This is a genomic window from Hymenobacter jeongseonensis, assembly GCF_015694725.1.
GTDB lineage: Bacteria > Bacteroidota > Bacteroidia > Cytophagales > Hymenobacteraceae > Hymenobacter > Hymenobacter jeongseonensis.
Genome location: NZ_JADQDQ010000003.1, coordinates 524,382 through 548,911 on the forward strand (window position 1 = coordinate 524,382; position 24,530 = coordinate 548,911).

The 24,530-nt window shown below is 60.4% G+C and carries 22 protein-coding genes and 1 pseudogene; 14 read left to right on the top strand and 9 right to left on the bottom strand.

Features of this window, described 5'->3' with window-relative positions:
* Positions 1-17 precede the first annotated feature (17 nt).
* The 3 genes from I2I05_RS09270 to aspA form a co-directional block, all read right to left on the bottom strand.
* Positions 18-1,616 (bottom strand): protein adenylyltransferase SelO, encoded by a 1,599-nt coding sequence (locus I2I05_RS09270; RefSeq protein ID WP_196281945.1) that lies wholly within the window; start codon positions 1,614-1,616, stop codon positions 18-20.
* A 169-nt stretch (positions 1,617-1,785) separates the two neighbouring features.
* Positions 1,786-2,658 carry an alpha/beta hydrolase gene (locus I2I05_RS09275; protein ID WP_196281946.1) on the bottom strand — a complete coding sequence of 291 codons (873 nt, stop codon included), beginning with the start codon at positions 2,656-2,658 and terminating at the stop codon, positions 1,786-1,788.
* A gap of 181 nt (positions 2,659-2,839) precedes the next feature.
* Complete coding sequence (gene aspA, locus I2I05_RS09280) at positions 2,840-4,246, bottom strand: aspartate ammonia-lyase (protein ID WP_196281947.1); 1,407 nt, start codon at positions 4,244-4,246, stop codon at positions 2,840-2,842.
* A gap of 158 nt (positions 4,247-4,404) precedes the next feature.
* Between aspA and I2I05_RS09285 the strand changes: the two genes are divergently transcribed.
* Complete coding sequence (locus I2I05_RS09285) at positions 4,405-6,162, top strand: DUF885 domain-containing protein (RefSeq protein WP_196281948.1); 1,758 nt, start codon at positions 4,405-4,407, stop codon at positions 6,160-6,162.
* 164 nt (positions 6,163-6,326) lie between these two features.
* Positions 6,327-7,094, top strand: coding sequence for a YdcF family protein (locus I2I05_RS09290; protein WP_196281949.1), 768 nt, complete (start codon positions 6,327-6,329; stop codon positions 7,092-7,094).
* A gap of 29 nt (positions 7,095-7,123) precedes the next feature.
* On the opposite strand, the gene I2I05_RS09295 is transcribed toward I2I05_RS09290, so the two are convergent.
* Positions 7,124-8,518, bottom strand: a complete 1,395-nt coding sequence (locus I2I05_RS09295; RefSeq protein ID WP_196281950.1) for an NAD-dependent succinate-semialdehyde dehydrogenase — start codon at positions 8,516-8,518, stop codon at positions 7,124-7,126.
* 234 nt (positions 8,519-8,752) lie between these two features.
* On the opposite strand from I2I05_RS09295, the gene I2I05_RS09300 reads away from it, so the two are divergent.
* The 5 genes from I2I05_RS09300 to I2I05_RS09320 all read left to right on the top strand — a co-directional run bounded on the left by I2I05_RS09300 (position 8,753) and on the right by I2I05_RS09320 (position 12,199).
* Positions 8,753-9,313, top strand: a complete 561-nt coding sequence (locus I2I05_RS09300; protein ID WP_317192335.1) for an RNA polymerase sigma factor — start codon at positions 8,753-8,755, stop codon at positions 9,311-9,313.
* Between the two features lie 7 nt (positions 9,314-9,320).
* Complete coding sequence (locus I2I05_RS09305) at positions 9,321-10,238, top strand: anti-sigma factor (RefSeq protein ID WP_196281952.1); 918 nt, start codon at positions 9,321-9,323, stop codon at positions 10,236-10,238.
* Positions 10,239-10,382: 144 nt separating this feature from the next.
* A complete protein-coding gene (locus I2I05_RS09310; RefSeq protein ID WP_196281953.1) occupies positions 10,383-10,937 on the top strand; it encodes a heme NO-binding domain-containing protein in 555 nt (184 codons plus the stop codon).
* Positions 10,938-11,046: 109 nt separating this feature from the next.
* Positions 11,047-11,568 (top strand): rhodanese-like domain-containing protein, encoded by a 522-nt coding sequence (locus I2I05_RS09315; protein WP_196281954.1) that lies wholly within the window; start codon positions 11,047-11,049, stop codon positions 11,566-11,568.
* On the top strand, positions 11,561-12,199 hold the full coding sequence (locus I2I05_RS09320; RefSeq protein WP_196281955.1) for a TIGR04282 family arsenosugar biosynthesis glycosyltransferase: 639 nt from the start codon (positions 11,561-11,563) through the stop codon (positions 12,197-12,199). Before I2I05_RS09315 ends, I2I05_RS09320 begins: the two co-directional genes overlap by 8 nt.
* 65 nt (positions 12,200-12,264) lie before the next feature.
* On the opposite strand, the gene I2I05_RS09325 is transcribed toward I2I05_RS09320, so the two are convergent.
* The 3 genes from I2I05_RS09325 to I2I05_RS09335 all read right to left on the bottom strand — a co-directional run bounded on the left by I2I05_RS09325 (position 12,265) and on the right by I2I05_RS09335 (position 15,900).
* Positions 12,265-13,653 carry a glycosyltransferase 87 family protein gene (locus I2I05_RS09325; protein WP_196281956.1) on the bottom strand — a complete coding sequence of 463 codons (1,389 nt, stop codon included), beginning with the start codon at positions 13,651-13,653 and terminating at the stop codon, positions 12,265-12,267.
* Positions 13,654-13,677: 24 nt separating this feature from the next.
* Positions 13,678-15,126, bottom strand: a complete 1,449-nt coding sequence (locus tag I2I05_RS09330; protein ID WP_196281957.1) for a cellulose synthase family protein — start codon at positions 15,124-15,126, stop codon at positions 13,678-13,680.
* A 75-nt stretch (positions 15,127-15,201) separates the two neighbouring features.
* Positions 15,202-15,900, bottom strand: coding sequence for a glycosyltransferase family 2 protein (locus I2I05_RS09335; protein ID WP_196281958.1), 699 nt, complete (start codon positions 15,898-15,900; stop codon positions 15,202-15,204).
* A gap of 137 nt (positions 15,901-16,037) precedes the next feature.
* Here I2I05_RS09335 and I2I05_RS09340 point away from each other — a divergent pair, with 137 nt between their 5' ends.
* The 4 genes from I2I05_RS09340 to I2I05_RS09355 all read left to right on the top strand — a co-directional run bounded on the left by I2I05_RS09340 (position 16,038) and on the right by I2I05_RS09355 (position 18,937).
* Entirely contained in the window at positions 16,038-16,493 is a 456-nt protein-coding gene (locus I2I05_RS09340; protein ID WP_196281959.1) for a peroxiredoxin, read from the top strand.
* Between the two features lie 13 nt (positions 16,494-16,506).
* Positions 16,507-16,962: an SRPBCC family protein gene (locus tag I2I05_RS09345; protein ID WP_196281960.1), complete on the top strand. Its 456-nt coding sequence runs from the start codon at positions 16,507-16,509 to the stop codon at positions 16,960-16,962.
* 33 nt (positions 16,963-16,995) lie between these two features.
* Positions 16,996-17,988, top strand: a complete 993-nt coding sequence (locus I2I05_RS09350) for an alpha/beta fold hydrolase (RefSeq protein ID WP_196281961.1) — start codon at positions 16,996-16,998, stop codon at positions 17,986-17,988.
* A gap of 208 nt (positions 17,989-18,196) precedes the next feature.
* On the top strand, positions 18,197-18,937 hold the full coding sequence (locus I2I05_RS09355; RefSeq protein WP_196281962.1) for a hypothetical protein: 741 nt from the start codon (positions 18,197-18,199) through the stop codon (positions 18,935-18,937).
* A gap of 68 nt (positions 18,938-19,005) precedes the next feature.
* On the opposite strand, the gene I2I05_RS09360 is transcribed toward I2I05_RS09355, so the two are convergent.
* Positions 19,006-19,716 carry an outer membrane beta-barrel protein gene (locus I2I05_RS09360; protein ID WP_196281963.1) on the bottom strand — a complete coding sequence of 237 codons (711 nt, stop codon included), beginning with the start codon at positions 19,714-19,716 and terminating at the stop codon, positions 19,006-19,008.
* Positions 19,717-20,097: 381 nt separating this feature from the next.
* A pseudogene (locus tag I2I05_RS09365) lies at positions 20,098-20,391 on the bottom strand (4Fe-4S binding protein); the annotation flags it as partial.
* 384 nt (positions 20,392-20,775) lie between these two features.
* Between I2I05_RS09365 and I2I05_RS09370 the strand changes: the two are divergent.
* The 3 genes from I2I05_RS09370 (at position 20,776) to I2I05_RS09380 (ending at position 24,362) form a co-directional block, all read left to right on the top strand.
* Positions 20,776-21,447, top strand: coding sequence for a response regulator transcription factor (locus I2I05_RS09370; protein WP_196281964.1), 672 nt, complete (start codon positions 20,776-20,778; stop codon positions 21,445-21,447).
* A 45-nt stretch (positions 21,448-21,492) separates the two neighbouring features.
* Positions 21,493-22,842 (top strand): sensor histidine kinase, encoded by a 1,350-nt coding sequence (locus I2I05_RS09375; protein WP_196281965.1) that lies wholly within the window; start codon positions 21,493-21,495, stop codon positions 22,840-22,842.
* A 428-nt stretch (positions 22,843-23,270) separates the two neighbouring features.
* Complete coding sequence (locus tag I2I05_RS09380; RefSeq protein ID WP_196281966.1) at positions 23,271-24,362, top strand: efflux RND transporter periplasmic adaptor subunit; 1,092 nt, start codon at positions 23,271-23,273, stop codon at positions 24,360-24,362.
* Positions 24,363-24,530: the final 168 nt, after the last annotated feature.

The window sequence follows — 24,530 nt, forward strand, 5'->3', positions numbered from 1 at the left end:
GGCCACGCTACATTGTGCTAGGAACTGCAGGAAAGGGTGGCGCAGCCGGGCATGTCCCAGGCCCAGTCGGGGCGTTTGGCGGCGAATTCTTCGTGCCCGGGCTGCTCGTCGAAAGGCTTTTTGAGCACCGCCATCAGCTTGTGCAGGTAGGTGAGGTCGCCCTGTTCGGCAAATTGAATGGCTTGTTGGGCGAGGTAATTCCGCAGCACGTACTTGGGGTTGGCCTGGAGCATTGCGGCTGTAATTGCCGCAGGAGTGGTGGGCTCCTGGCGCAACCGGTTGATGTAGCGCGGCAGCCAGTTCAGCAACGCGGCATGCGTGGGGCTGGGCAGGGGCACGTAGGTGGCAGCGGCCAGCAGCTGGGTGAAGCCAGTAGCCTCGGGGTCGGGCGCGGCCAGCAGGGCAGGGGCCGTGTGCGAAAGCTGGCGGAAGAAAATGGTCATGTCGACTTCGGACTCAGCCAAGGCTTCGAGCAGGTCGCCGAGCAGTTGCGCGTCTTCGGTGGGGCTGAGGCTGGTAAGGCCCAGCTTTTTCAGGAATAGCTGATGGCGAGTGCTCTCGAAAGTCGACTTATACACATCGAGGCCGGGGCGCATTTTTTCCACGTCGCCCACCAGCAGGGCCAGAGCTTCAGCCAAGCGGGCCAAATTCCAGAGGGCCACTTGCGGCTGCTGGCCGAAGGCGTAGCGGCGGTGGCCGAAGTCGGTGGTGTTGGGCGTCCAGTCGGGGTCGTAGGGTTCGAGCCAGCCATAGGGGCCGTAGTCTATGGTGAGGCCGAGGATAGATATGTTGTCGGTATTCATCACGCCGTGCACGAAGCCGACGGCCATCCAGTGGGCCACCATAACGGCGGTGAGGCGGCAGATTTCCTCGTACCACGCCACGTACACCTCGGGCGAAGGCAAGCCGAGCTCGGGGTAGAAATGGGTGATGGTGTAGTCGGAGAGGGCGCGCAAGTTGTCAAGCTCCCCGGCGGCGGCCATCATCTGGAAGTTTCCGAAGCGGATGAAGGTGGGCGCCACCCGGCACACAATGGCGCCGGGCTCGGCTTGGGGGTTGCCGTTGTAGAACATGTCGCGCACCACGGTGTCGCCGGTGGCTACCAGGCTTAGGGCACGGGTGGTGGGCACGCCCAGGTAGTGCATGGCCTCGCTGCACACGAACTCGCGGAGGGAGGAGCGGAGCACGGCCCGGCCATCGGCGCGGCGGGAGTAGGGTGTGGGGCCGGCACCCTTGAGCTGCAACTCCCAGGTACGGCCGTCGGTGGCACGGAGCTCGCCCAGCGAGATGGCGCGGCCGTCGCCGAGCTGCCCGGCCCAGTTGCCGAACTGGTGGCCGGCATAGCGGGCGGCAAAAGGCTTCATGGTGACGGTGACGAGGTTGCCGGCCAGGGTATCGACGGCGGGGCCGCGCTCGGCGGGGGTGGAGAGGCCGAGGAATTGGCCCAGCTCGTAGGACCAGGCCAGCAGGCGCGGGTCGGCCACGGGGGTGGGCTGCACGCGGGAGTAGGTGTAGCCGGGCACCTGGCGCGAGCCGGGGGTGGGGGTGTCCTCGCCGCGGAGAGTTTCGACGAGGGTGTTGGTGAATGAGGCTTCGTGGAGGGACTGGGTGGGCATGGGGCGCTGCAAGGGTACTGGCAGGGAAACGCTTTTAGGGGCGGGAAGTTCGGGAAGCGTTTGCCTGTAGCGTGGACTCTGCGAGTCCGCGTGTCGCCCGCGCCGTTCTGAATTTGTTCGGGTATCGTTCTGAGGGGCGCGGCGGATACGCGGACTCGCAGAGTCCACGCTACAGCGCCACCGCCCCGTTGGCCTTTAGCACCTGATGCAGAAACAGCACCTGGTAGGGCAGGGCGTTTTGCCAGTATTCCCAGGTGTGGGCGCCGGGGCGCTCGGTGTAGTCGTGGGGGGTGTGGTTGTAGAGCAGGCGGCGGTGTACTTCGCGGTTGATGTCGATGAGGCCGTCGTCGATGCCGCAGTCGATAATGAGGGGCAGGCCGTTGCGCTGCATCTGGTCCACGAGGTTTACCACGGAGTTGGCGGCGAAGCGTTCGGGGTTGGCGGTTTCGGAGCCGAGCACGGGCGCCCAGAGCTGGGCGCGCTGGGCGGCTGCTTCGGGCGTGAGCTTGCGGCTGATGGTTTGCAAATCGAGGGCACCGCTCATGCTACCGGCGGCGCTGTAGAGGTCGGGGTGGCGGGCCGAGAGATAGAGGGCACCGTGTCCACCCATCGACAGGCCACTGATGACGCGGCCCTTACGGTCGCGGATGGTGCGGTAGGTCTGGTCGATTTTGGGGATTATTTCCTTGGTCAGGTAGGTTTCGAACTGGCTGCTGGGATTCACGGGGCTGTCGAGGTAGAAGGCGAAGGTTTCGCCCTCAGGCAGCACGATGATTAGGTTGTACTGGTCGGCCAGGCGGTGCACCAGCTGCTTGTCGGGAGTGCTTTTTAGCCAGTCGGCAAAGTGGCCGTAGGCGCCGTGCAGCAGGTAGAGCACGGGGTAGCTCGCCTTTTTATTCTTGGCGTAGGAGGCCGGCAGCACCACGGCGGCGCGGTAGGTCTTGTTCATGGCCGCGCTGGGAATGGCCAGCGTATCGACTTTGGCAGCAGAGGCCGCGGTTGTGGTCAGAAGGAATAAAGCGAGGAGTAGAAGGCGGCGCATGGGAAAGGGTTGAGTTGGAGTTGTTGTGTAGAAATTATGAACGTCATGCAGAGCGCAGCGAAGCATCTCGCGTGCTACCACTAATTACTTATTGCACGCGAGATGCTTCGCTGCGCTCTGCATGACGGGTTATTATTAATGAAGGAGGGGTTCTCAGCAGAGTTGAAGGGCACCAGTTGAATTACTGAATAAACACCGGGCGAATCAGGTTTTCGAAGGTGAAGATTTCATCCCATTTATCTTGGGTCAAGAGCCCGCGCTCCGTGACGGCGATTTCGTGCACGGTTTTGCCGGTGAGCAGGGCTTCCTTGGCAATTTCGGCTGAAGCCTCGTAGCCAATCACCGGGTTGAGCTGCGTGACGATGCCGATGCTGTTGCGCACCATGGCCTCGGCGTGGGCCACGTTGGCCGTGATGCCCACTACGCATTTGTCCCGGAGCGTGCGGCAGGCATTGGTCATGTAGGAAATGGAGGTAAACAGGGCGAAGGAAATCACCGGCTCCATCACGTTGAGCTGAAGCTGGCCGGCCTCGGCCGCCATAGTCACCGTTAGGTCGGCCCCGATAACGTAGAATGCTGTTTGGTTCACCACCTCGGGCACCACGGGGTTTACCTTGCCCGGCATGATGCTGGAGCCGGGCTGCAAGGGCGGCAGGTTGATTTCGTTGATGCCGGTGCGTGGGCCGGAGGACAGAAGGCGTAGGTCATTACAAATCTTGGAGAGCTTCACGGCCGTGCGTTTCAGCACGCCCGACAGCTGCACGTACGCCCCGGTGTCGTAGGTCGCCTCAAACAGGTCGCCGGCCAAAATCAGGTTCAGGCCCGTGATGGCGCGCAGGTGCTCGGTCACAAGCTCGGGGTAGCCGGTGGGCGCGTTCACGCGGGAGCCGATGGCGGTGGCGCCCATGTTGATTTCGTCGATGAGGCGCCGGGAGTCGTCGATGCGCAGGAGCTCCTCGCGCAGGTTGGTGGCGAAGGCCCGGAACTCGTCGCCCATGCTCATGGGCACGGCGTCCTGGAGCTGGGTGCGGCCCATTTTAAGCACGTTGCGGAATTCCTCGCCTTTGGCGGCAAACGCATCGGCCAGCTGGCCCAATGTTTCGCGGTAGCCCACCAGCTTGTTGTTGAGGGCAATGCGGAACGCCGTGGGGTAGGCGTCGTTGGTGCTTTGCGAGCAGTTGACGTGGTTGTTGGGGTGGCAGTACTGGTACTCGCCCTTGGCTTTGCCCATGATTTCGAGGGCCACGTTGGCGATGACTTCGTTGGCGTTCATGTTCACCGACGTGCCGGCGCCGCCCTGAATCATGTCGGTCAGGAATTGATTATCAAACTCGCCGGCCGCCACTCGGTCGCAGGCCGCGGCAATGGCTTCGGCTATGGGCGCGGGCAGCACGCCCAGCTCCATATTGGCCAGCGCGGCCCCTTTTTTCACATACGCCAGCGCCTGCACAAACAGCGGCTCGGTGTTGATGGGAATGCCCGTGATGGCAAAGTTTTCGAGCGCGCGCAGGGTTTGAATGCCGTAATACGCCGTGTCGGGCAGCTGGCGTTCGCCTAAAAAATCATGTTCGATGCGGGTGGTTTGCATGGGGCGGAGGCAGGAGGATATGTGGAGCTTGTACGGCCGAGCCGTAGTAGCAGACAAACCTACTGCCTGGCTCTGCAACGTATCAGTTTTGCGCTGTTCCTTTACAGCCCCTGCCTACTGGGCAACTTAGAAAAAAAGCCGTCATTCACGCCCCTTTCATGAAATTCAGTTACCTGCCTTTGCTGGCCCTGGCCATAGCCAGTTGTTCCCCAGCCGACAATTCCGGCACCGATGTCGCTTCGAGCACCGATGCCCGGTTTGATGCCTTCAAAGGCAAATTCATTGAAGCCCTGTGGCGGCAGAGCCCCGATTATGCTTCCAGCCAGGGCTACCACAAGTACGATTCGTTGCTGGTGATTCCCAATGCTGCCCAGCGGCAGAGCGACGCAGCATTTACGCGCAAATACCTGGCGGCCATGAGCTCCTTTGGGCTAGATAGCCTGTCGCCGAATAACCAGATTGACCTGCGCCTGCTGCGCAATGAGTTGCGCGCCCAGCGCTGGTACGCCGATACCCTCCAAAACTGGCAGTGGAACCCAGCCAGCTACAACCTCGGCGCCTCGGTGGGCGACTTGCTCAATGGCCGCTATTTTCCCCTCGACCGGCGACTGCGCAACATCTCCGACAAAATCAGCCACGCCGCCGAATACTACGCGGCGGCCAAAGCCAACCTCAGCAACCCCACCCGCGAGCACACGGAGCTAGCCATTAAGCAAAATGCCGGCGGGCTCGCCGTGTTCGGGGCTGCCCTGGCCGATTCGGTTCAGAAATCCGGCTTGTCCGCAGCCGAGAAAAAGACCTTTACGGACCGCGTGACGTCCACCCGCGCCGCCGTGCAGGGCTACATGGATTACCTGAAAAACGACGTGCTGACGGCCGGCAAATTCCGCTCGTTCCGCATCGGCAGAACGCTCTACGACCAGAAGTTTGCCTATGATATTCAGTCGCATTTCACGGCCACTGAGATATACGAGCAGGCCCTGAAGCACAAGGCCGAACTGCTGCACGACATGGGCCGTCGCGCCGCCCGGCTCTATCCCAAGTACTTCCCGGAGCAGGCTGCGCCCAAAGACACTCTGGCTCTAATTACAGCCGTTGTCAATCAGCTCACCCTGAAGCACGCCCCGCGCGATGGCTTCGTGGACGCTGTGAAGCGCCAGATTCCAACGTTGGTGGCGTTCGTGAACGATAAAAAACTGCTCACCCAGGACCCCAGCAAGCCGCTGGTGGTGCGCGAAACCCCGCTCTACATGCGCGGCAGCGGCGCGGGCGCCAGCGTATCGGCTCCCGGCCCTTATGACAAGGGCGCTAATACTTACTACAACGTGGAGCCGATTCCGGCCGAATGGACGCCCGCCCAGGCCGAAAGCTACCTGCGCGAGTACAACGATTACACGCTGCAAATCCTGAACATTCACGAAGCCATTCCGGGCCATTACACCCAGCTGGTGTACGCCAACCGCTCGCCTTCGCTGGTGAAAAGCATCTTCGGCAACGGCGCCATGGTGGAGGGCTGGGCCGTGTACGCCGAGCGCATGATGCTGGAAAACGGCTATGGCAACAACTCCGACGAAATGTGGCTGCTCTGGGACAAGTGGAACATGCGCGTGACCCTCAATACCGTCATCGACCACGCCATTCAGGTGGATAATATGAGCGAAAACGAGGTGGTGACCCTGCTGCGCCGCGACGGTTTCCAGGAAGAAGCCGAAGCCCGCGGCAAGTGGCTGCGCGCCACCCTGAGCCAGGTGCAGCTCAGCAGCTATTTCACGGGCTACACCGAAATTTATGCCCTACGCGAAGAGCTCAAGCAGAAACAAGGCAAGGATTTTAACCTGAAAGCCTTCCACGAAAAATTCCTGAGCTACGGCAGCGCCCCCGTCAAATACATTCGGGAGCTGATGCTGGCGAAGTAGGGGACGACAGTTGGTTAAATTAAAGAACGTCATGCTGAGCGCAGCCGAAGCATCTCGCGTGTGGTAGTAAACCAATCGTAAGGATTAGTTACAGCACGCGAGATGCTTCGACTGCGCTCAGCAAGACCGGAGTCTGCTGGTTCACGACTACTCAAAAATTCGCCTTGTTTTTCCTGCTTTCCAAAATTCTCGACTTCGTTTTGCTCCCCACGGTGTGGCTGTTGGCCTTGCTACTGGGGGCGTTGGTGGCCCGCCAGCCGCGCCGGAAGCGGCAGTTTTTGGTGGCCGCGACGGCTTTGCTCCTGATTACCACGAACTCGGCGCTGGTGAACGAGGCCTTGCTGGCTTGGGAGCAAGCGCCGGTGGCGCTGGCCGCGTTGCCGACTCACGCCGATGCGGCCGTGCTACTCACCGGAATCACCGCTGTTAATAAATCGCCGCACGACCGGGTGTATCTCGGGCCGGGGGCCGACCGCCTGACCAATGCCCTGTGGCTGTACCGGGCAGGACGGGTGCGGCGCATCATCATCTCCGGTGGCTCGGGTGCAGTCGTTAAAAAGAGCCAAACCGAAGCGGCGGAACTCGCCACGCTGCTGCGCCTGGCCGGGGTGCCAAACAGTGCCATCATGCTGGAAGACCAAAGCCGCAACACCCGGGAGAACGCGCTGTTTACCAAGCGCCTGCTGGCACCTTACCCGGATATCGACTCGTTGGTACTCGTCACCTCCGCGTTTCATCAGCGGCGGGCCTTGGGTTGCTTTCGCAAAGTGGGGCTTCAGCCGGTAGCATTTCCCGCCGGCTACCGCAGCTCCGACCGGGGGAATACGCCCGATTATTGGCTGCTGCCCAACCCCGGTGCCCTCGAAAACGTGAGCCTGCTGGTGCACGAAATCGCCGGATGGCTCATTTACAAAGCCATGGGCTATTTGTAGAAAAACGGCGTGCGGCTAAGGCTGCGTCGCTACTCCGTTTTGGCTGTTGCAACGGCTTCTTTGCCAATCCAAATTGACTTTTGGTTTACGAACTCGCGGATGCCCAAATACGACAGCTCCCGCCCGTAGCCGGATTTTTTGACGCCGCCAAACGGGAGCTCCGACGAGGATTTCACGAGGCCGTTCACGAACACGGCGCCGCTTTCCAGTTGGCGGGCCATGGCTTCCCCTTTTTGGGCATCAGCCGTCCACACGGCGGCGCCCAGGCCGAAGCGCGAGTCGTTGGCCAGGCGCACGGCGTCGTCGGCATTCTTAGCCTCCAGTACCAGCGCCACCGGGCCGAAAAACTCTTCGGCATACGCCCGCTGGCCGGGCTTGACATTTGATAAAATAACGGGTCGGAACAGGGCGGTGCCGGGCTTGGCCTGCCCGCCAAATAGCTCCACTTTAGCACCCTGGGCCACCGAATCGGCTACTTGTTGGGTCAGTTCATCGGCCAAATCGGGCCGGGCCAGCGGGCCATACTGCGTCGATTCTTCGAGCGGGTCGCCGGGGCGTAGGGCCAGCAAATGCGTTTTCAGCTGATTGATGAAGTCCTTGAGCACGGGCTTTTCCACGATGAAGCGCTTGGCGGCAATGCAGCTCTGGCCGCTGTTAATCATGCGGGACTGGGCTGCGGTTTTGGCGGCCAAGGCAATGTCCGCATCCGCCAGCACAATGAAGGCATCGGAGCCGCCTAATTCCAGCACGGTTTTTTTGATTTGGGCCCCGGCAATGGCCGCCACCGCCGCCCCGGCGCCTTCGCTGCCGGTAAGGGTGGCGGCGCGCACCCGGTCGTCGGTCAGCAGCTTTTCTACCAAGTCAGACCCGATGAGCAAGGTGCGAAAACACGCCGGCGGCAGGCCCGCGTCGTGAAATATTTTTTCGAGGGCCAGCGCACATTGGGGCACGTTGGAGGCGTGCTTGAGCAGGCCCACGTTGCCGGCCATAAGGGCCGGCGCGGCAAACCGCACCACTTGCCAAAGTGGGAAGTTCCAGGGCATCACGGCTAGCACCACGCCCAGCGGCTGGTAGCTGATGAAGCTGCGGCGGGCGTCGGTTTTGATGATTTCATCGGCCAGAAAACCTTCCGCGTGTTCGGCGTAGTACTCGCAGCAGGTGGCGCATTTCAGGACTTCGGCGCGGCCGTCGGCCACGGGCTTGCCCATTTCCAGGGCCATGAGGCGGGCCAAATCGTGCTGGCGTTCGCGCAGCAGCGCGGCGGCAGCGCGGAGCACCTTGGCCCGATGGGCAAAGGAAGTGGCTTGCCAGCTGGCTGCCGCGTGGTGGGCCTGGCCGAGGATGCGCTCGGTTTTAGCCCAGGAAAAAGCGGAGAAACGGCGCAGCACGCGGCCCGTATGCGGGTTGTAGGATTCGATGGGCATGAGAAGAGGAGAGAAAAAACGGCAGCCGGCCCTGCCGCAACGGCTTAAAAGTAAGCGTCGGTTGGCCCCGCACTCCAGCGCGGGCGGCCCCGATTTTGCCTTCGCTTCAACTTACGCAGGGGCACTATGGTTACGCTGTGCCGCGCCGTGTGGCGCCGATTGCCCAGGTTACTGTATTTTCGTGCGCTTAGCATGAGGCCGGTTGGGCTTCATCATTCACTTTCTGTCACTCCCGTGTCCGATATCTCCCTTATTTCCCTACCACCTGCCGCCGAGGCAGACCTTGTCCGGCGGCTGCAAGCCCGCGACGAGGCGGCGATGACCCTCTTCTATGAACGGTACTCGGCGGCCCTCTACGGCGTCATCTTCCGCATCGTGAAAGCCGAGGACGAGGCCGAGGACGTGCTGCAGGAAGCCCTGGTTAAAATCTGGCATGCTTTTGCCAGCTACGACCCAGGCAAGGGGCGGCTCTTCACGTGGGTGCTCAACATTTGCCGAAATCTCAGCATCGATAAAATCCGCTCCCGGCAGCACCGCGTAGGTAGCCGCACTCAGGGTTTGGATGATAGTCTGACGGCGCAGCGCCAAGCCGCGCCCACGACCTTCCGCCCGGAGCACATTGGCCTGCAGGAAATTACTCAAAAACTGATTCCCGAGCAGCGCCAGATTATCGACCTGCTCTATTTCGAGGGCTTCACCCAAAGTGAGGTGGCCGAGGAGCTCAACATTCCTCTGGGAACGGTGAAAACCCGCGCCCGCACCGCCATCAAAGTCCTTAGCAAACTTATTCGCTGAACCAACCGTGGAAAACATCCAAGACTATATAGAATCGGGCATCCTAGAGCAATACGTGCTCGGGGAACTTACGCCCGCCGAACAGACGGAGGTTGAAGCGCACGCTGCCCACCACCCCGAGATTCGCGAAGAGTTGCTGCAAATACAACAAGCACTGGGTTTTTACGCCGAAGCCCACGCCATCACGCCGCCCGCCGGCATGCGCGAACGGGTGCTGGGCAATGTGCTGGCCCAAATTGCAACCCCAACGAGCTCCCTGCGCACCGACGTTGACGCCGTGGCGCAAGCCAATGCCGCTCCTCAGCCCAATGCCTCTACTGCAGCTGCCGCGCCCGTGAGCACTGCGCCCGAAGCTGTTATTCGCCCCATGTCGTCGGCCCCTGTGGCTGCGCCAGCCGGCCGGTCCACCTGGGCCATGGCCGCCTCTGTCGCCCTCATCCTGAGCCTAGCGGCCAACGCCCTGTTCTACTCCCGCTGGAAAGACGCCAGCGCCGACCTCGTGGCCTTGCAAGACAACCAAGCCCGTTTTGCCACCACCACTCAGGTGATGGATAAGCAGCTCGGCAGCCTGCGCCAGGAAAACCAAGTGTTGCGGAGCGATGAATTCCGCGCCGTGGCCCTGGCGGGCACCAAAACCGCACCGTTGGCTAAGGCCCGCGTGCTGTATAATGCCGCCACCAAGAAGGTTTACGTGGACGTGAAAAGCCTGCCGGCGCTGCCCGCTGGCCAGCAATACCAGCTCTGGGCCCTCGACAACGGCAAGCCCGTAGATGCCGGCGTGCTCACCGCGGCTACGGCCACGGGCGAAGGCCTGCAAGCCATGAAAGACATTGCCAGTGCCCAGGCGTTTGCCATGACGGTAGAGCCCGCCGGCGGCAGCGTCAACCCAACTCTCAGCACCATGACCGTGGTCGGCAACATTTAGCCATACCGGCAGCCGGATTAGCTGATTTCGCTGCTCAAGGTTGCTGTCAGCAGGTTGTCATTAATTACCGCTTGTTAGCCGAACCGGCTAGCGGGCGGTAATTTTACTATCCACGTTATTTGTTTCAGTCCTTCTAATTGTCAAATGCACGGTTCCATTATCATTTTGCTGAAACGCTACGTGCAAACCCAGTACGACCACAGTACGTGGGTGACGCTCATGGAGCTGTCGGGCATCAGCAAGGTGGAGTTCGACCACAAAACGGTGTATCCCGACGAATACATCTATGCGTTGGTCGGCCACGCCTCGGCCATGACCGGCGTTTCAGCCGGCGAGCTGCACGAACGATTTGGCGAATACCTGGTGCCCGACCTGATGTATATGTACCAACGCCTGCTGCGGCCCGAGTGGAAGACGTTGGACATGATTGAGCACACCGAACTCACCATGCACAAGCAAGTGCGGAAAGAACACACCGAGAACTCGCCCCCGGTTCTCGATGTTACCCGAATCGGGCCCAATGAACTGGTGATTGAATATGTTTCGGACCGCCGCATGGGCGGACTTGCCGTCGGAATTGTCCGGGGTTTGGCTAATTATTACGACGAAGCCGACCAAATTCACATCATTCCCACCACTTCCGAAGACGGGGAGCATGTGAACATCCGCGTCCGCCGCATCCCGCCCAGGGGCGAGTAGCGCGGTCCCGCTACAGGATATTTCACTCAATACTTCGCGCGATGGCATTGCAGGGCCGGACCTCCGCAACGCCTTTTTGCTACCCAAGCATCACTCCATACTTCAACCAATGGCATTAAAACGCGCCGCCTTTACTTGCTTTAGCTTGTTTGCGCTCACGGCCTGCGGCCAAACCGAACCCGGCAAAACCAGCGCGCCTTATGCCCGCATGCTGCAAGCTCTGTACCGCAACACCGTGCCCACCATCGCGCCTGCCGAACTAGCGAAAGAGTTGAGCAAACCCGTGAAGCCACAACTGCTGGATGCCCGCAGCCCGGCCGAATTCAAGGTTAGTCATTTGCGCGGCGCCCGGTTTGTGAACTACGATTCCCTGGCTAAAGAGCAGTTTGTGGGGCTCGACCGTCGCCAGCCGGTGGTGGTGTACTGCTCAGTGGGCTACCGTAGCGAGCGGCTGGGGGAGCGTTTGCAGGCCTTGGGTTTCAAGAACGTGCGCAATTTATACGGCGGACTATTTGAGTGGGTCAACCAAAACAACCCCGTTTACAACGCCCAGGGCCTCACCCGTGACGTGCACCCGTACTCGGCCCTGTGGAGCCCGTGGCTGAAAAATGGACGCAAAGTGTATGAGTAATTCCCCGACCAAGCGCAATGACTGCCATGAAAAGGCCCATTTGCTTATTTTTGCCCGCGTGCCCGCGCTGGGCCAAGTGAAAACCCGCTTGGCCGCCGGGGTGGGCGAGCCGGCCGCGCTAGCTATTTACCAGGAGCTGTTGGGCATCACGCGCACGGCCGTTTTGGATGCGGGCGTGGCCACCACCGTCTGGCTGGCTGGCACCGCCGGCCCCGAACCCACCGAAACCGAAGCCCAGGAATGGGGCGGGCTTCCGGCGCAGTGCCAAGCCGACGGTGACCTGGGCCAGCGCATGACGGCGGCGTTTGCGGCGGCGTTTAGCGCCGGGGCCGAGCGGGTGGCCATCATTGGCACCGATTGCCCGGGCCTGCGCGACGCGCACCTGACCCAGGCGTTTGCCTTGCTGAACCAGCACGACGTGGTGCTGGGCCCGGCCACCGACGGCGGCTACTACCTGCTGGGCATGCGCCAGCCCCGGCCCGAATTATTCCTGAACAAGCAATGGAGCACCGCTTCGGTGCTGGCCGATACCGTGGCCGATGCCGAGCGCCTGGGCTGCCGGGTGGCCCTTCTGCCCGCGCTGCACGACGTGGATACGGCCGACGACTTGGCTACATGGCGCGCTTCGTAATCCCAGAGCCCTACCCATTTCATCGGCCTTGACCATTGAGGGCAGTGGCAAGCAATTTCCAACAATCAGTCGCTGGTCAGCAACTCGTTCGTTGAATCTGCTCCGCGCTTGCGAGCCGCGAATTGCTGATAGAGTTCTACTCCCAACACGGTAAACGTCACGGTGTATTCCAGTGCTACCAACCACAGGTTTTCGGTGTAGGTACTGGAACGGTATGCCGAGTAGGACAGCACGGCCACGCCGCCCCAAACCAGCGGGTAGCACAACCGAGAAAACACGCTCAGACCCACCAACAGCGTGAGGTACCAAGGGTGGATGGTGGTGGATAGGGCGTAGTATGCGGTGAGCAGGAACAGCAGCATCTGAGGCAGTGAGACCAGGCGCGGGCGCCGCTCCCGCCACGCCAGCCCCAGCCCAAACAACCCGCTGGCCAGCGCCAGGGCCGGGCCGATAATGGCAATTTCATTATAAGAAGTAAGCCAGATGCCGATGGGCCGCAGCACGTAATACACACTGGCATTGAACTCGAAACTGCGAAAGTAGAGGGTGAGGCTACGGCTGATGTTGATGAACAAATCAGCCGAAAGAAACGGGCTGAAAAGTAGGGCAACGGTGCCCAGGCTCAGCACGGAATACCCTGCGAAGCGCCGCCAGCCCAAGCGACGCGCCAGCAGCGGCAACGCCAGCAGCGGCAGCAATTTGGTGGCCACGCCCAGTCCCAGCGCCAACGCCGAGGCCCGCCAGCGCCCGCGACTCAGCAACCAGAGCGCCAGTAGCAGAAAGCAGAAAACCACGCCTTCAAAATGAAGATTTCCGGTTAGTTCTACAATTACCAACGGATGCAGCAGATAGCCCAGAGCGCGCGGCACGGGAAATCCCAAAGCCGGCAGCAAAGCACATAACAACCACGCTGTGGCTATTTCGGCGGCGAGAATCACGCCGCGTAGGCTGAAAGCGAAGCCCGCGTATGAAGTTGGAGATAACCACGCGGCGGCCCCAAAAAGGTACTGGCACACGGGCGGGTACACCGAGTAGTACTGCGGCGAATTGAGCTTGCGGTAGAGCTGCTGCAGTTCGGGCAGCAGTTTAGCGCGGGTTGCCTCGTTTTTTATGGCCGTGCGAGCCCCGTCGGCGATGAGTTCGGCGGGGCGGAATTGGAAGGGGTTGACCCCGCTGGCAACCAAAAGCCCGTCCCAGCGAAAGCGGTAGGCATCATCGGAAAGGGCGGGCACGGCGGGCAGCCAGAGCAGCCGAAATATCAAGGCTGCCGCCAGCCCCCAGCGCCACGGCAGCCGGCTGCGGAGCAGCCAGACATACGCCAGCAAAGCCACCCCAAACAGGCCGACCAATTGCCCGAAATGTGCCCGGGGTGTAGCATAAGCCAAGCCCCAATACGCCGCTCCCGAAGCCACCAGGGCGGCTAGCTGCGACAAAGAGGGGAGCTTGATGGCCACTGGCACGAATAATTGAAAATAGCCCTACCGGGCGTGGCGCACCGAATAATAGCACACCGCCGCAAAGCCGAACGTGAGCAGGGTATGAAAGGGCAGCAGGCCGGCATCGCCAAAGTAAATGCCGCACCCGAGACCAAAGGCGAAGTAAACGGCCAGCAGGCCTTCCAGCAGCACCAGAAACCCGACGCCCCCGGTACGGTAGCGCCGCTTGGTACGGCCGCTGCTGCCGGCCTTGGGTGTGCGCACGAAGGGGGTGCGCTGGCCCATCCAACCCAGGATAACGGCCCGCGCATTGTGCAGCGCCAAACCCATGGAGACTGATAAAAACAGCAGAAAAAAGCCCGGATAAAGCCTCGATTTTCCCTGGGCCAGCCGCCACGCCGTGTAGTAGTAGTAGATGAGGGGCGCGAAACCCACCAAAAACACCGAAGCCAGCTGAAATACGAACTTGAATTCGCGGTAGTCCTCGCGTACAAATACCAGCGGCACGCTCAGCAGCGCCATCAGCATTATCACGACGTACACGCTGCTGTTGAGCAGATGGAAGCTGGCCTGGAGCTTGGTGGCCAGCGGCTGCGACGAGCGCCACATGGTGCCCAGGTGCTTGCGGGCGGTTTCGGCCGCGCCCTTGGTCCAACGGAACTGTTGGGACTTGAGCGCGTCCATCACGGCCGGCAGTTCGGCGGGCGCCACGATTTCGGGCCGGTAGATGAAGCGCCAGCCGCGCAGCTGGGCGCGGTAGCTCAGGTCGAGGTCTTCGGTGAGGGTGTCGATGTGCCAGCCGCCGGCATCGTCGATGCAGGTGCGGCGCCAGATGCCGCCTGTCCCGTTGAAATTGATGAAAAAGCCGGCGAACGTGCGCCCCACCTGCTCGATGAGAAAATGGGCATCGAGACCAAATGCTTGCAGGCGCGTCAGCAGCGACTCGTGTTGGTTGAGGTGGCCCCAGCGGGTCTGGACCACGCCCACGGCGGCGTCCTGCAAAAAGTAGGGCACGGTGCGGCGCAGAAAATCGGGCTCCGGCACAAAGTCCGCGTCGAAAATGGCAATGAATTCCCCGTCGGTTTCGGTCAGGCCATGGCGTAGGGCCCCGGCTTTGTAGCCTTCCCGGTTCAGCCGCCGCACGTGGCTGATGCGCAGGCCCTGCGCCGTGTGGTGCACTACGCGGGCCGCGGCCAGGCCCACGGTGGCATCGTTGGAGTCGTCCAGGACCTGAATGTGCAACAGCCCAGCCGGATAATCGAGGGCCGCCGTGGCGTCGATGATGCGTTCCACTACATTCTGCTCGTTATAAAGCGGCAGCTGCACCGTGACGCGGGGCCACGCGGCCGGGGCGGGTGGCGGCAGGGCGGGCGGCCCGGCGTAGGCCCGTAGCGCCAACCGTGTAAGCTGCCACTGGCCCAGGCTGAAGCAAACAATGAAGAGCAGGCACAGGCCGTACACCACCACGAGAAAAAGGGGCAGCAGCGGCATCAGGAGCAGAAACAAAAAACCAACAACACAGAGAAACTTTGCTAAAAAGTAGCAGAAAACGGGGCCGCCGGGAGCTTACCAATACCGAAAAATGGTCCACAAAATCTTGTAGCCCGCCCCAATGGTACCGCGCACCGTGCCCGATACCTTGCTGGTACCGATGCGCTTGCGGTAGCGCACGGGCACTTCCACGGTGCGCAGGCCCTGCCGGGCGGCTTTTACCTGCATTTCCACCGTCCAGCCGTAGGTTTTGTCTTCCATATGCAGGCCGAGTAAGGCGGGGGCGAGAATTGCCCGGAAAGGGCCCAAATCGGTGAAGGTGCCGCCGTAGCGCAGGCGCAATAAGCGGGAGGCCAGCCAGTTGCCGAAGCGCTGCTGCGGCAGCAGCGCCCCGCGTTCGCGCACGCCCAGCGCCCGCGAGCCAATGACCATATCGGCGGTGCCTTCGAGCAGGGGAGCCAGCAGCTCAGGCATTTGTTCGGGGTAATCGGAATGGTCTCCGTCGAGAAATACGACGATATCGGGCTGCTCGGATTGGGGCTTGCCGAAGACGTAGGCCATGCCCGCCAGGCAGGCATAGCCGTAGCCGGGGCGGGCCTCGTGCAGCACGGTGGCCCCGGCGGCCGTGGCCGCGTGGCTGGTGTCGTCGGTCGAATTGTTATCAACCACCACAACTTCTTCGACCAGGCCGGCCGGGATTTCGGCCAGCACCAGGCCAATGGCATTGGCTTCATTATGAGCCGGAATGATGACGCTGATGCGGGGCTGGGACATGAAAAAGGGACGCGGGGCCGGACCGCCACAGCGTAAGAAACCGGACAGCACTTGCCAACCGCACCACAAAGATGTCGCCGCCGCCGTAAAGCAGCGCGGTGCCGCACCTTTGCGGCTGTAATTCATTCCACTCAACCATGCTCCAGGTAGGCCAACCCGCTCCCGATTTTACGTTGAATACCACCACCGGCGAGAAGTTTCAACTTTCGTCGCTGCGCGGTCGTCACGTGGTACTGTACTTCTACCCCAAGGACGATACGCCCGGCTGCACGGCCCAGGCCTGTAGCTTTCGCGACCAGTACGAGGACTTTAAAGACCTGGGCGCTGAGGTAGTCGGCATCAGTTCCGACAGCGAAAAGTCGCACCAAAAATTTACAGCCAAGCACAACCTGCCGTTTCAGCTGCTGGCCGATGAGAAGGGCGACGTGCGCAAGCTCTACGAAGTGCCCCGGGCATTGCTGGGCCTGTTGCCGGGTCGTGTCACGTATGTGATTGATAACAAGGGCATCATTCGCTACATCTTCAACTCCCTGAGCGGCGCCACCGACCACGTGCGCAAAACCAAGGAAGTATTGGAAGGGCTGCCGGCTTAATTATTGAGCTCCTATGCCGCGCATTGAGTTAGAAATGCATGTGCAGGCGCCGCCAGAAGCTTGCTATGCGCTGGCCTTGAACGTGCAGGCGCATCTGGAATCTGCCCAGCAAACCGGCGAAAAAGTGATTGCCGGGCCGGCTGCTGCCCAGTTGCAATTGGGCGACGTGGTGACGTGGGAGGGCCGGCATTTTGGGATTAGGCAGCACTTAACGGTGCGAATCACGGCCACGTCGGCACCTCATCATTTTCGCGACGAGTTGGTGCGTGGGGCGTTTCGCACCCTGTGGCACGACCACTACTTTGAAGCAACGCCCACGGGTACCCGCGTGCGGGACGTGTTCGATTTTAGTAGCCCGGCTGGCATCATAGGTCAATGCTTTAACCGTTTATTTCTAACCCGTTATCTAACCAAGTTCCTTCAGGCTCGCAATGCAATTTTGAAGCAACAGCTTGAAAACAAGCATTAACATTAGCTTGGACGGAGGTCCTTACTTTTCATTATGCCCCGATTTGTTTTCCTATTGCTGTGCCCGGTGCTCCTGGTGGCAACCACGCTCCAGGCCCAAAATTCGACTTTGAATGCTACGCTGGACGGATACGAATACCCGTTTCCGGTCAGAAAATTGCCGCTGAAGCTGGAAGACCAGGCGTTGCGCATGGCTTACATGGACGTGCCGGCTACAGCCAAAGCCAATGGCCGAACCGTGGTGCTGTTGCACGGCAAAAATTTCTTCGGGGCATACTGGCGCGAAACTATTAAAGTCCTTGCCGGAGCCGGTTTCCGCGTGGTGGTCCCCGACCAGATTGGCTTTGGCAAGTCGGACAAGGCCGATATCCATTACTCGTTTCATCAACTGGCCCGCAACACGAAGCACTTGCTTGATACGCTGGGCGTGCAGAAAGCTGTTATTCTGGGCCATAGCATGGGCGGGATGCTGGCCACCCGCTTCGCACTTATGTACCCGGAAAGCACCGAAAAGCTGGTGCTCGAAAATCCCATTGGCTTGGAAGATTACCGTGTGGGCGTGCCGTTTCAAAGCGTAGACCAAGCTGAAGCCTCCGAGGCCAAAAGCACCGAGGCCAGCATCCGCAAGTACCACGCAACGTACTATCCAAACGGCTACCCAGCCGCCCACGACCAGTGGCTGCTGCCCTTGGCTGCCCAAACCAAAAGCCCCGACTTTCCGAAAGTGGCCCGAGCCAACGCCCTCACGTTTGAGATGATTTACCAGCAGCCGGTGAGCTATGAATTCACCCAGATTGCGGTGCCCACGCTGCTGATTATCGGCCAGGAAGACCGCACGGTAGTGGGCAAAGGCTTAATCAAAGACCCCAACGTGTTGGCTCGAATGGGGCAGTACCCAGCATTAGGCCGCCATACCACCGCCCAGATTAAAGGCGCCAAGCTGGTGGAGCTGAATAAGGTGGGCCACATTCCACATCTGGAAGCGCCAGCGCCGTTTCATAAGGCGCTGCTGGATTTTTTGCGATAAACTTTGAAGAGTGGAGCTATTATCCAGTCTTATTTTGGTTGTGAATAATTACTACCAGAGTTTGAAGTGCTTGGAATGTTATTTGAACCACTGTTTTTCTAAACCGCATTGCCCAGCACCGAGTGAAGTCCATAGTATGACACCTATCTTTCACGACTGTGCAATCGCCTTACGCGGTTGTTTTCTTCGCGCCCCTTTCTCTTCTACCGTGAACCGTCTACTTGTTGGCCTGTTAGGCCTGGCTTTTTTGCTTCCTGCAGCACTAAGCCGGGCTCAGTCCGCCGCACCGAGGGACCTAAGCCCGCGCCTGGAAACCTTCGGGGTGGGCCTGGGCCTGAACGTGACGCAGACGCCTTTCGCCAGCCCGCCCGCCCAGGTGGGGATTTACGTCCTGCGGACCCGGGACACCAGCCCCTACGACGAGGTGGGGTTTCGCCTCTCCCTGTTTGCGCGCTGGCAGCTCGGCGCCTCCCGCTACTTTGTGCAGCCGGAACTAGCGCTGACCTCCTCCCGGGGCCATGGCTACTTTATCGAGTACTACAAGCCCGGAGACGCTTACCCGAACCAGGAACCCTTCGGACACCCGTTGCGCCGGCTCGACCTCGTCGGCTTGGGCGGGGTGCGCACCAGCCAGCGGACGTATTTGATGCTGGGACCGGGCGTGGCCTATAACCGGCGCGACCGGGCGGTGCCGGTGGACCCCACGCGGCCCGTGACCGAACTCTTTAACCGCTTGTCGCGCAGCGTCGAATCCTGGCAGCTGCTGGGCCAGGTCGGCGTGGGCTACCAGGCCGGCCGGGTTGACCTGCAGGTGCGCTACGAGCAGAACCTGACCCCGTTCACCAAGACCCTGCAGTACCAAGGAAACTCCTACGGCTACCGCCAAGCCTTGCGCCAGGGCCTCTTTTCCGTGGCCTACCAATTGCATCGCCCCCCCGCGTCGGAGTAACCTGGACCGCGGAGGGGCTACTGCAACGCGACGGGGCCTGTCGACTGAACGGGCACCTCACCGGCCGTTTAGGAAGCGGCCGGCTTCTTGAAGCCGTGAAAACGGTACGTCAGGCCCAAGCCCACGGCGCGGGTCAGGCCGTATTTATTGCCCGTAAACCCTTTACGTTGCTCCGTCGGCATACTCGCCAGGTTGCGGCTATAGGCCCAATCGAGCACTCCCTCCACGTGCCGTCCTAAGGGGTAGCGCACCCCCAACCCGGCGGTGACGTACTTCTGGGTCGTGCGCTCGGTGAAGGTCTGCTCCACCACGGGCGGCCCCCCAACGAAACCCAGGTAGTGCTCTTCAATGCTGGAAAAAGCCACCGTGCCGCCGCCGACCACGTCCAGCTGCAGCCCCGTGTGCCGCTCCCGCAGGGCGGTGTAGCGCACCAGCACCGGCAGAGCGGTAATGCGATACGTCGTCTGCACGTCCCCAATGAGCTGCCCGTCTTCCCCATAGTACCCCGGGGTGGGGCTGCTGCGGCTGACCCGGTTCGCGAAACCCACCTGCAGCGCCCAGTTCGGCGTCACTTGGACGCCGGCGACCGCTTCCCACGGCCGGGCTTGCTGGGTGTACCGCCGCGCGTCCGAGTACACGAGGTATTCCTTCCGGATGAAGGAGGCGCCGACGTAGAAGCGCCCGGGGGCCGGGACCGAGGCCGTCTGAGCGGCGCAGGGCAGCAGACCCGAACCGGCCAGTAGCAGCCCCAAAGAGCATAATTGTACTTTATGTATCATGTTTATGACGGGCCCGGAAGAAAAGCCCGCTGCTAAACTACGAGGTACTTAGATTATTGTATGCTTCGGCGCCGGGACAATAAAAGGCTCCTTTCGCTGAACGAATAGAATGAGCCCAGTGCAAAGCGGCTAATAAGTCACTGTGATATTGCAGGAGTTTAAGAAACTGGTCTACGATTCAAAGTTCACGAAACCTTCAACAAGGATGAGTTTCGTGCACGGCTTTACTTTTCAGTGGGAGCCCGCTCTGTCGATTTATTACATTCGGGTGACTGAGTTGGTCGAAGCAAATCACCACGATTTCTAAGTCGGGGGTACTGCGAAAATTATAGTGAGAAGATAACTCCAATTTACCAGCGGGTTACAGTCGGTTTACCCTGCTTAAATCAGCTCAAAATCCGCAACGAATCCGCAAAGAATCCGCAAAGAATCCGCATGAATCAGTTGCGAGCCTTGGTAGCGCCCTTCACGGGGCCCGTTTTCCAGGTTGAGAACGCCGCGGGGGCAGGCGGTGCTGCACAGGCCGCAGCCTACGCAGGCGGCCCGGATGATGGGCGCGCCGCGCTGGGCGTATTGCTTCACGTCGATGCCCATCTCGCACACGTTGGAGCAGTTGCCGCACGAAATGCACTGCCCGCCGTTGGTGCTGATGCGGAAACGCGAGAAGTGCTTTTGCAGCAAGCATACGAACACCAACTTGAAAAATGCCAATGGGTCGAGCGAGGGCTGCTCGGTACGACCGTAGGGTGCCCGTGTTTCTTTGCAGAGAACCATCCCATTTACCAATTACGCGACCCGGCGATAGGAATTATAGGGCAAAACCCGCTCGGAACGCCGAAAACGATTAACCTCTTGTTCGAGGTACTTAGTTTTTGCATTACATCCTTCCTTCACGAACTGCGCCTAACCAGTCGGGACTTTTGTAACCGCCAAGAGCATTTAACTAAATTCTCCACCACATCTTACCTCAAGCTTGACATTAGGCAGCAGGCTCTTGGGGCTGCCACATACGGTAGGATGCTGGCTACCTTTGCGCTCCTTCGCGCAAGCTGCTGTTCTATGAAGATTCTACTGGTCGAAGACGAAGCCAAGCTCAGCTCATTCGTGCGTAAGGGTCTGGAGGGCGAAGGCTATTGGGTCGAAACTGCTTTTGATGGCCAGCTTGGCCTGAGTATGGCCTTGCGGGGAGACTACGATTTGGTGATTTTGGACGTCAGCCTGCCCCAACTCAACGGCTTTGAAGTGTGCCGCCGCTTGCGGGTCGAACTGCCGCAACTGGCTATTCTACTGCTGACGGCCCTGGGTGGAATTGGCCACAAAACCGAGGGCTACGACGCGGGCGCCGACGACTACCTGGTGAAGCCTTTTGAATTCCAGGAGTTGCTGCTGCGGGTGCGCGCCCTCTACCGGCGCTACCACGATGCCGGCCCCGGCCGCACCCTGAGCGTGGCCGACCTCACGCTGCACCTCACCACCAAGCGCGTGGAGCGGGCCGGCCGGCCCATTGCCCTCACCGCCCGGGAATACGCGCTGCTCGAATACCTGCTCCTAAACCAAGGCCACGTGGTGTCGCGGGTCGACATCGCCGAAAAAGTCTGGGAGTTGAAGTTCGATACCAATACCAATGTTATCGACGTGTATATCACGTACCTGCGTCGCAAGATTGACAAAGACTTTGCGCCCAAGCTCATCCATACGGTGGTGGGCATGGGCTACGTGCTGCGCGAATAAACAGCCAGCTACTGCTGCCCAATTGCCTACCCGCCATTTGCTTGCATGACCATTCGCACCCGCCTTACGCTCTTCTTCGCCGGCCTGATGCTGGCGTTGGTCGCGGCGGTGTCGTGCGGCGTCTATTTCTTTGAGCGCAGCAGCCAGCGGGGCATTTTTGAGGGGCTGCTGCTGCGCAAGGCCGAGGCGACGGCCAAGGTGTACGTGCGCCGGCACGACCGATTGGAGCCCACCGACGCCCTCCTGCTGCTGACTCAGGAAAACCAGTACGAAGCCATCTACAACGACGCTAACCAACGGGTCTACGCCAGCCGCCCCAATCCTGATTTGGTTGTCTCGGCCCGCTTGCTGCGGCGGGCGCGCACTGCTGGGCGAGCGGTTTTCAGCCACGGGCCGGCGTGGGGCGTGGCACTCTACACGAAGGAAGGCAACGAGCGGTTCGTGGTCATCGTCACGGCAGAAGACCGATTTGGCCGGGAGGGGCTGGTGCGTTTGCGCAACAATTTGCTTATCAGCAATATATTGGGTCTGACGTTGGTGGTAGCTTTGGCCAACCTGTTTGCCGGCCGCGCCCTGAGCCCGGTGCAACAGCTCAGCCAGGAAATACAGGCGCTTTCCTCGCGCACCCTGGACCAACGACTCTCAACCGGCAACGGCCACGACGAGTTGGCCCGCCTGTCCGCCCAATTTAATGGCCTGCTCGCCCGCCTGGCCGATACAGTGGCCCAGAACCGCACGTTTGTGTGGCAGGCCTCGCACGAGCTGCGCACGCCGCTGGCCAATCTGTTGGGCACACTTGACATTTCCCGGGCCTACGACGAGCGGCCGGAAGAGCTGCGCGCCGCGCTTACTTCCGCCACCGAAGAAGTGCGGCGCCTCATCTCGCTCACCAACGACCTGCTGTTGCTGGCCGAGCTGAGCCAGGAAAAACCCGCCCACGACCTGCCCCTGACGCGCGTGCTACTCACCGAGCCCCTGCTCGATGCCGTGCAGGCCGTGCAGCGCCGCTACCCGGCCGCCACCATCGAGCTGCACTTGCCCGACGCGGTGGAAGAATGCCAGGCCCCGGCCCACGCCGAATTGCTGGCCCTGGCCCTGGTCAACCTGCTCGACAACGCCTGCAAGTACTCGCCCACTGGCGCGGCCGTGCACGCCAGCCTCGCCGCTGGCCCCGACGGCTACACCTATACCGTGCGCGACGCCGGCCTCGGCATCGCCCCCGATGCGCTACCGCACGTGTTTGAGCCGTTTTACCGAGCCGAGGCCGTGCGGTCCCGCATCAGCGGCAACGGCGTGGGACTGAGCTTGGTGCAGCGCATTGCGGAGCTGCACGGCGGCGGTGTGGCAGCCCATTCGGTGCTGGGCGAGGGCACGGAGTTTCGCCTGTGGCTCTGAGAGGGGCCAAGCGCTGGCTAAAGGCCTGCGAAAGCACTGTGTTTACTATGGGTAGCTCTGAAAATTAGGGGTCAAAACGTGGGGTTGGACCACATTAGAAAGTTCTAATTTCTTTCCAATCCCACGTTAATACCGCCGCTTCACCTTTGCGACTTCTAGAGGGAAGAACTCAACGGTATGGCCTCATTTCTGCGTTTTTTGGAGGTGCCGGCAACGCTGGCGCGGGCGGTTTTTGCTGGGGCGGCGCCCCCGCTGCCCTAGCCAGCCTAGGAGCTGGCCTTGATTTTTTTGCTCCGCCATGGCGGCAGGGCAGGCCTAATTGCTAGTCATAGTGGGATTCTTTCAGAAACAGAGCAGCTGCGTCCGCTTGCCATTCTGGTCCAACATCTTATGGGCGTTTGCAAACGCCCGCCATCGTACTTAATTTTATGAAAAGAAAGCCCCTGCTCGCGCTGATGAGCCTGTGCGCCTTGTATTGCGGTACAGGATGTTCGGAAGAAAAAAAGGAAGTTGAAGAGCAAATCAAGCTGGTGGCCACCAGCCCGCTGCTGAAAGACACCACCATCACGAAAGAATACGTGGCCCAGATTCATGCCATCCAGCGCATTGAGCTGCGAGCGTTGGAGAAGGGCTATTTGGAGAAGATTTACGTTGACGAGGGGCAGCAGGTGCGGCAGGGGCAGCTTATGTTTCAAATCAAGCCCACGGTGTACCAGGCCGAGCTCCGAAAGTCGCAGGCCGAGGCCAACTACGTGGGGCTGGAGTACCAGAACACCAAAAAGCTGGCCGATAAAAACATCGTGTCCGGTAGCGAGTTGGCGCTGGCCCAGGCCAAGTACGACAAGGCTAACGCGGAGGTGTCGCTGGCCCAAACGCACCTGCAGTTCACCACGGTGAAAGCGCCCTTCAATGGTATCATGGACCACTTTCAAGCCCGTTTGGGCAGCTTGGTAGATGAAGGAGATTTGCTGACGACGCTCTCCGACAACAGCAAAATGTGGGTGTACTACAACGTGCCGGAAGCTGAATACCTGGCCTATAAGCAACACGCCAAGTCCAGCGACAAAGCGGCGCACGTGAAGCTGCGCATGGCCAACAACGAAGAGTTTGACCAGACCGGCGTGGTGCAAACCATCGAGGCGGATTTTAACAACGAAACCGGCAACATCGCTTTCCGGGCCACTTTCCCCAACCCCGATGGCCTGCTGCGCAACGGCGAAACCGGCAGCGTGCTCATGACGGTGCCGCTGAAAGGTGCCCTTATTATTCCGCAGAAGGCCACGTTCGAAGTGCTGGAGAAAAAGTACGTTTTCGTGGTCGATAAAAACAACGTGGTGCACCAGCAGGAGGTAAACATCGCCTCCGAAATGCCCGACCTGTACGTCATCAAATCCGGCATCACCGGCACCGACCGCATTCTGCTGGAAGGCCTGCGCAAGGTGAAGGACGGCGACAAGGTGGCCTACGACTATAAAGAGCCGCAGTCGGTGCTGTCGAATCTGAAGGTGTACAGCGAGTAACGGAAACGAGCCTAATAGGCCGTCATGCAGAGCGCAGCGAAGCATCTCGCTTGTGGTAGCTATTAACACTGCGGAACGATTGGGTTAGTGGCTACCACAAGCGAGATGCTTCGCTGCGCTCTGCATGACGGGCTTTGGCTCTAAACCTCTCCAATTATTAAATAATCA

Bases quoted from the DNA above. Each gene is read 5' to 3' on its own strand.
- I2I05_RS09285 (WP_196281948.1), top strand. From the start codon at position 4,405: ATGAAATTCAGTTACCTGCCTTTGCTGGCCCTGGCCATAGCCAGTTGT.
- I2I05_RS09270 (WP_196281945.1), bottom strand. From the start codon at position 1,616: ATGCCCACCCAGTCCCTCCACGAAGCCTCATTCACCAACACCCTCGTC.
- I2I05_RS09310 (WP_196281953.1), top strand. From the start codon at position 10,383: ATGCACGGTTCCATTATCATTTTGCTGAAACGCTACGTGCAAACCCAG.
- I2I05_RS09335 (WP_196281958.1), bottom strand. From the start codon at position 15,900: ATGTCCCAGCCCCGCATCAGCGTCATCATTCCGGCTCATAATGAAGCC.
- I2I05_RS09375 (WP_196281965.1), top strand. From the start codon at position 21,493: ATGACCATTCGCACCCGCCTTACGCTCTTCTTCGCCGGCCTGATGCTG.
- I2I05_RS09360 (WP_196281963.1), bottom strand. From the start codon at position 19,716: ATGATACATAAAGTACAATTATGCTCTTTGGGGCTGCTACTGGCCGGT.
- I2I05_RS09330 (WP_196281957.1), bottom strand. From the start codon at position 15,126: ATGCCGCTGCTGCCCCTTTTTCTCGTGGTGGTGTACGGCCTGTGCCTG.
- I2I05_RS09370 (WP_196281964.1), top strand. From the start codon at position 20,776: ATGAAGATTCTACTGGTCGAAGACGAAGCCAAGCTCAGCTCATTCGTG.
- I2I05_RS09345 (WP_196281960.1), top strand. From the start codon at position 16,507: ATGCCGCGCATTGAGTTAGAAATGCATGTGCAGGCGCCGCCAGAAGCT.
- I2I05_RS09295 (WP_196281950.1), bottom strand. From the start codon at position 8,518: ATGCCCATCGAATCCTACAACCCGCATACGGGCCGCGTGCTGCGCCGT.
- aspA (WP_196281947.1), bottom strand. From the start codon at position 4,246: ATGCAAACCACCCGCATCGAACATGATTTTTTAGGCGAACGCCAGCTG.
- I2I05_RS09320 (WP_196281955.1), top strand. From the start codon at position 11,561: ATGAGTAATTCCCCGACCAAGCGCAATGACTGCCATGAAAAGGCCCAT.
- I2I05_RS09340 (WP_196281959.1), top strand. From the start codon at position 16,038: ATGCTCCAGGTAGGCCAACCCGCTCCCGATTTTACGTTGAATACCACC.
- I2I05_RS09275 (WP_196281946.1), bottom strand. From the start codon at position 2,658: ATGCGCCGCCTTCTACTCCTCGCTTTATTCCTTCTGACCACAACCGCG.
- I2I05_RS09380 (WP_196281966.1), top strand. From the start codon at position 23,271: ATGAAAAGAAAGCCCCTGCTCGCGCTGATGAGCCTGTGCGCCTTGTAT.
- I2I05_RS09315 (WP_196281954.1), top strand. From the start codon at position 11,047: ATGGCATTAAAACGCGCCGCCTTTACTTGCTTTAGCTTGTTTGCGCTC.
- I2I05_RS09350 (WP_196281961.1), top strand. From the start codon at position 16,996: ATGCCCCGATTTGTTTTCCTATTGCTGTGCCCGGTGCTCCTGGTGGCA.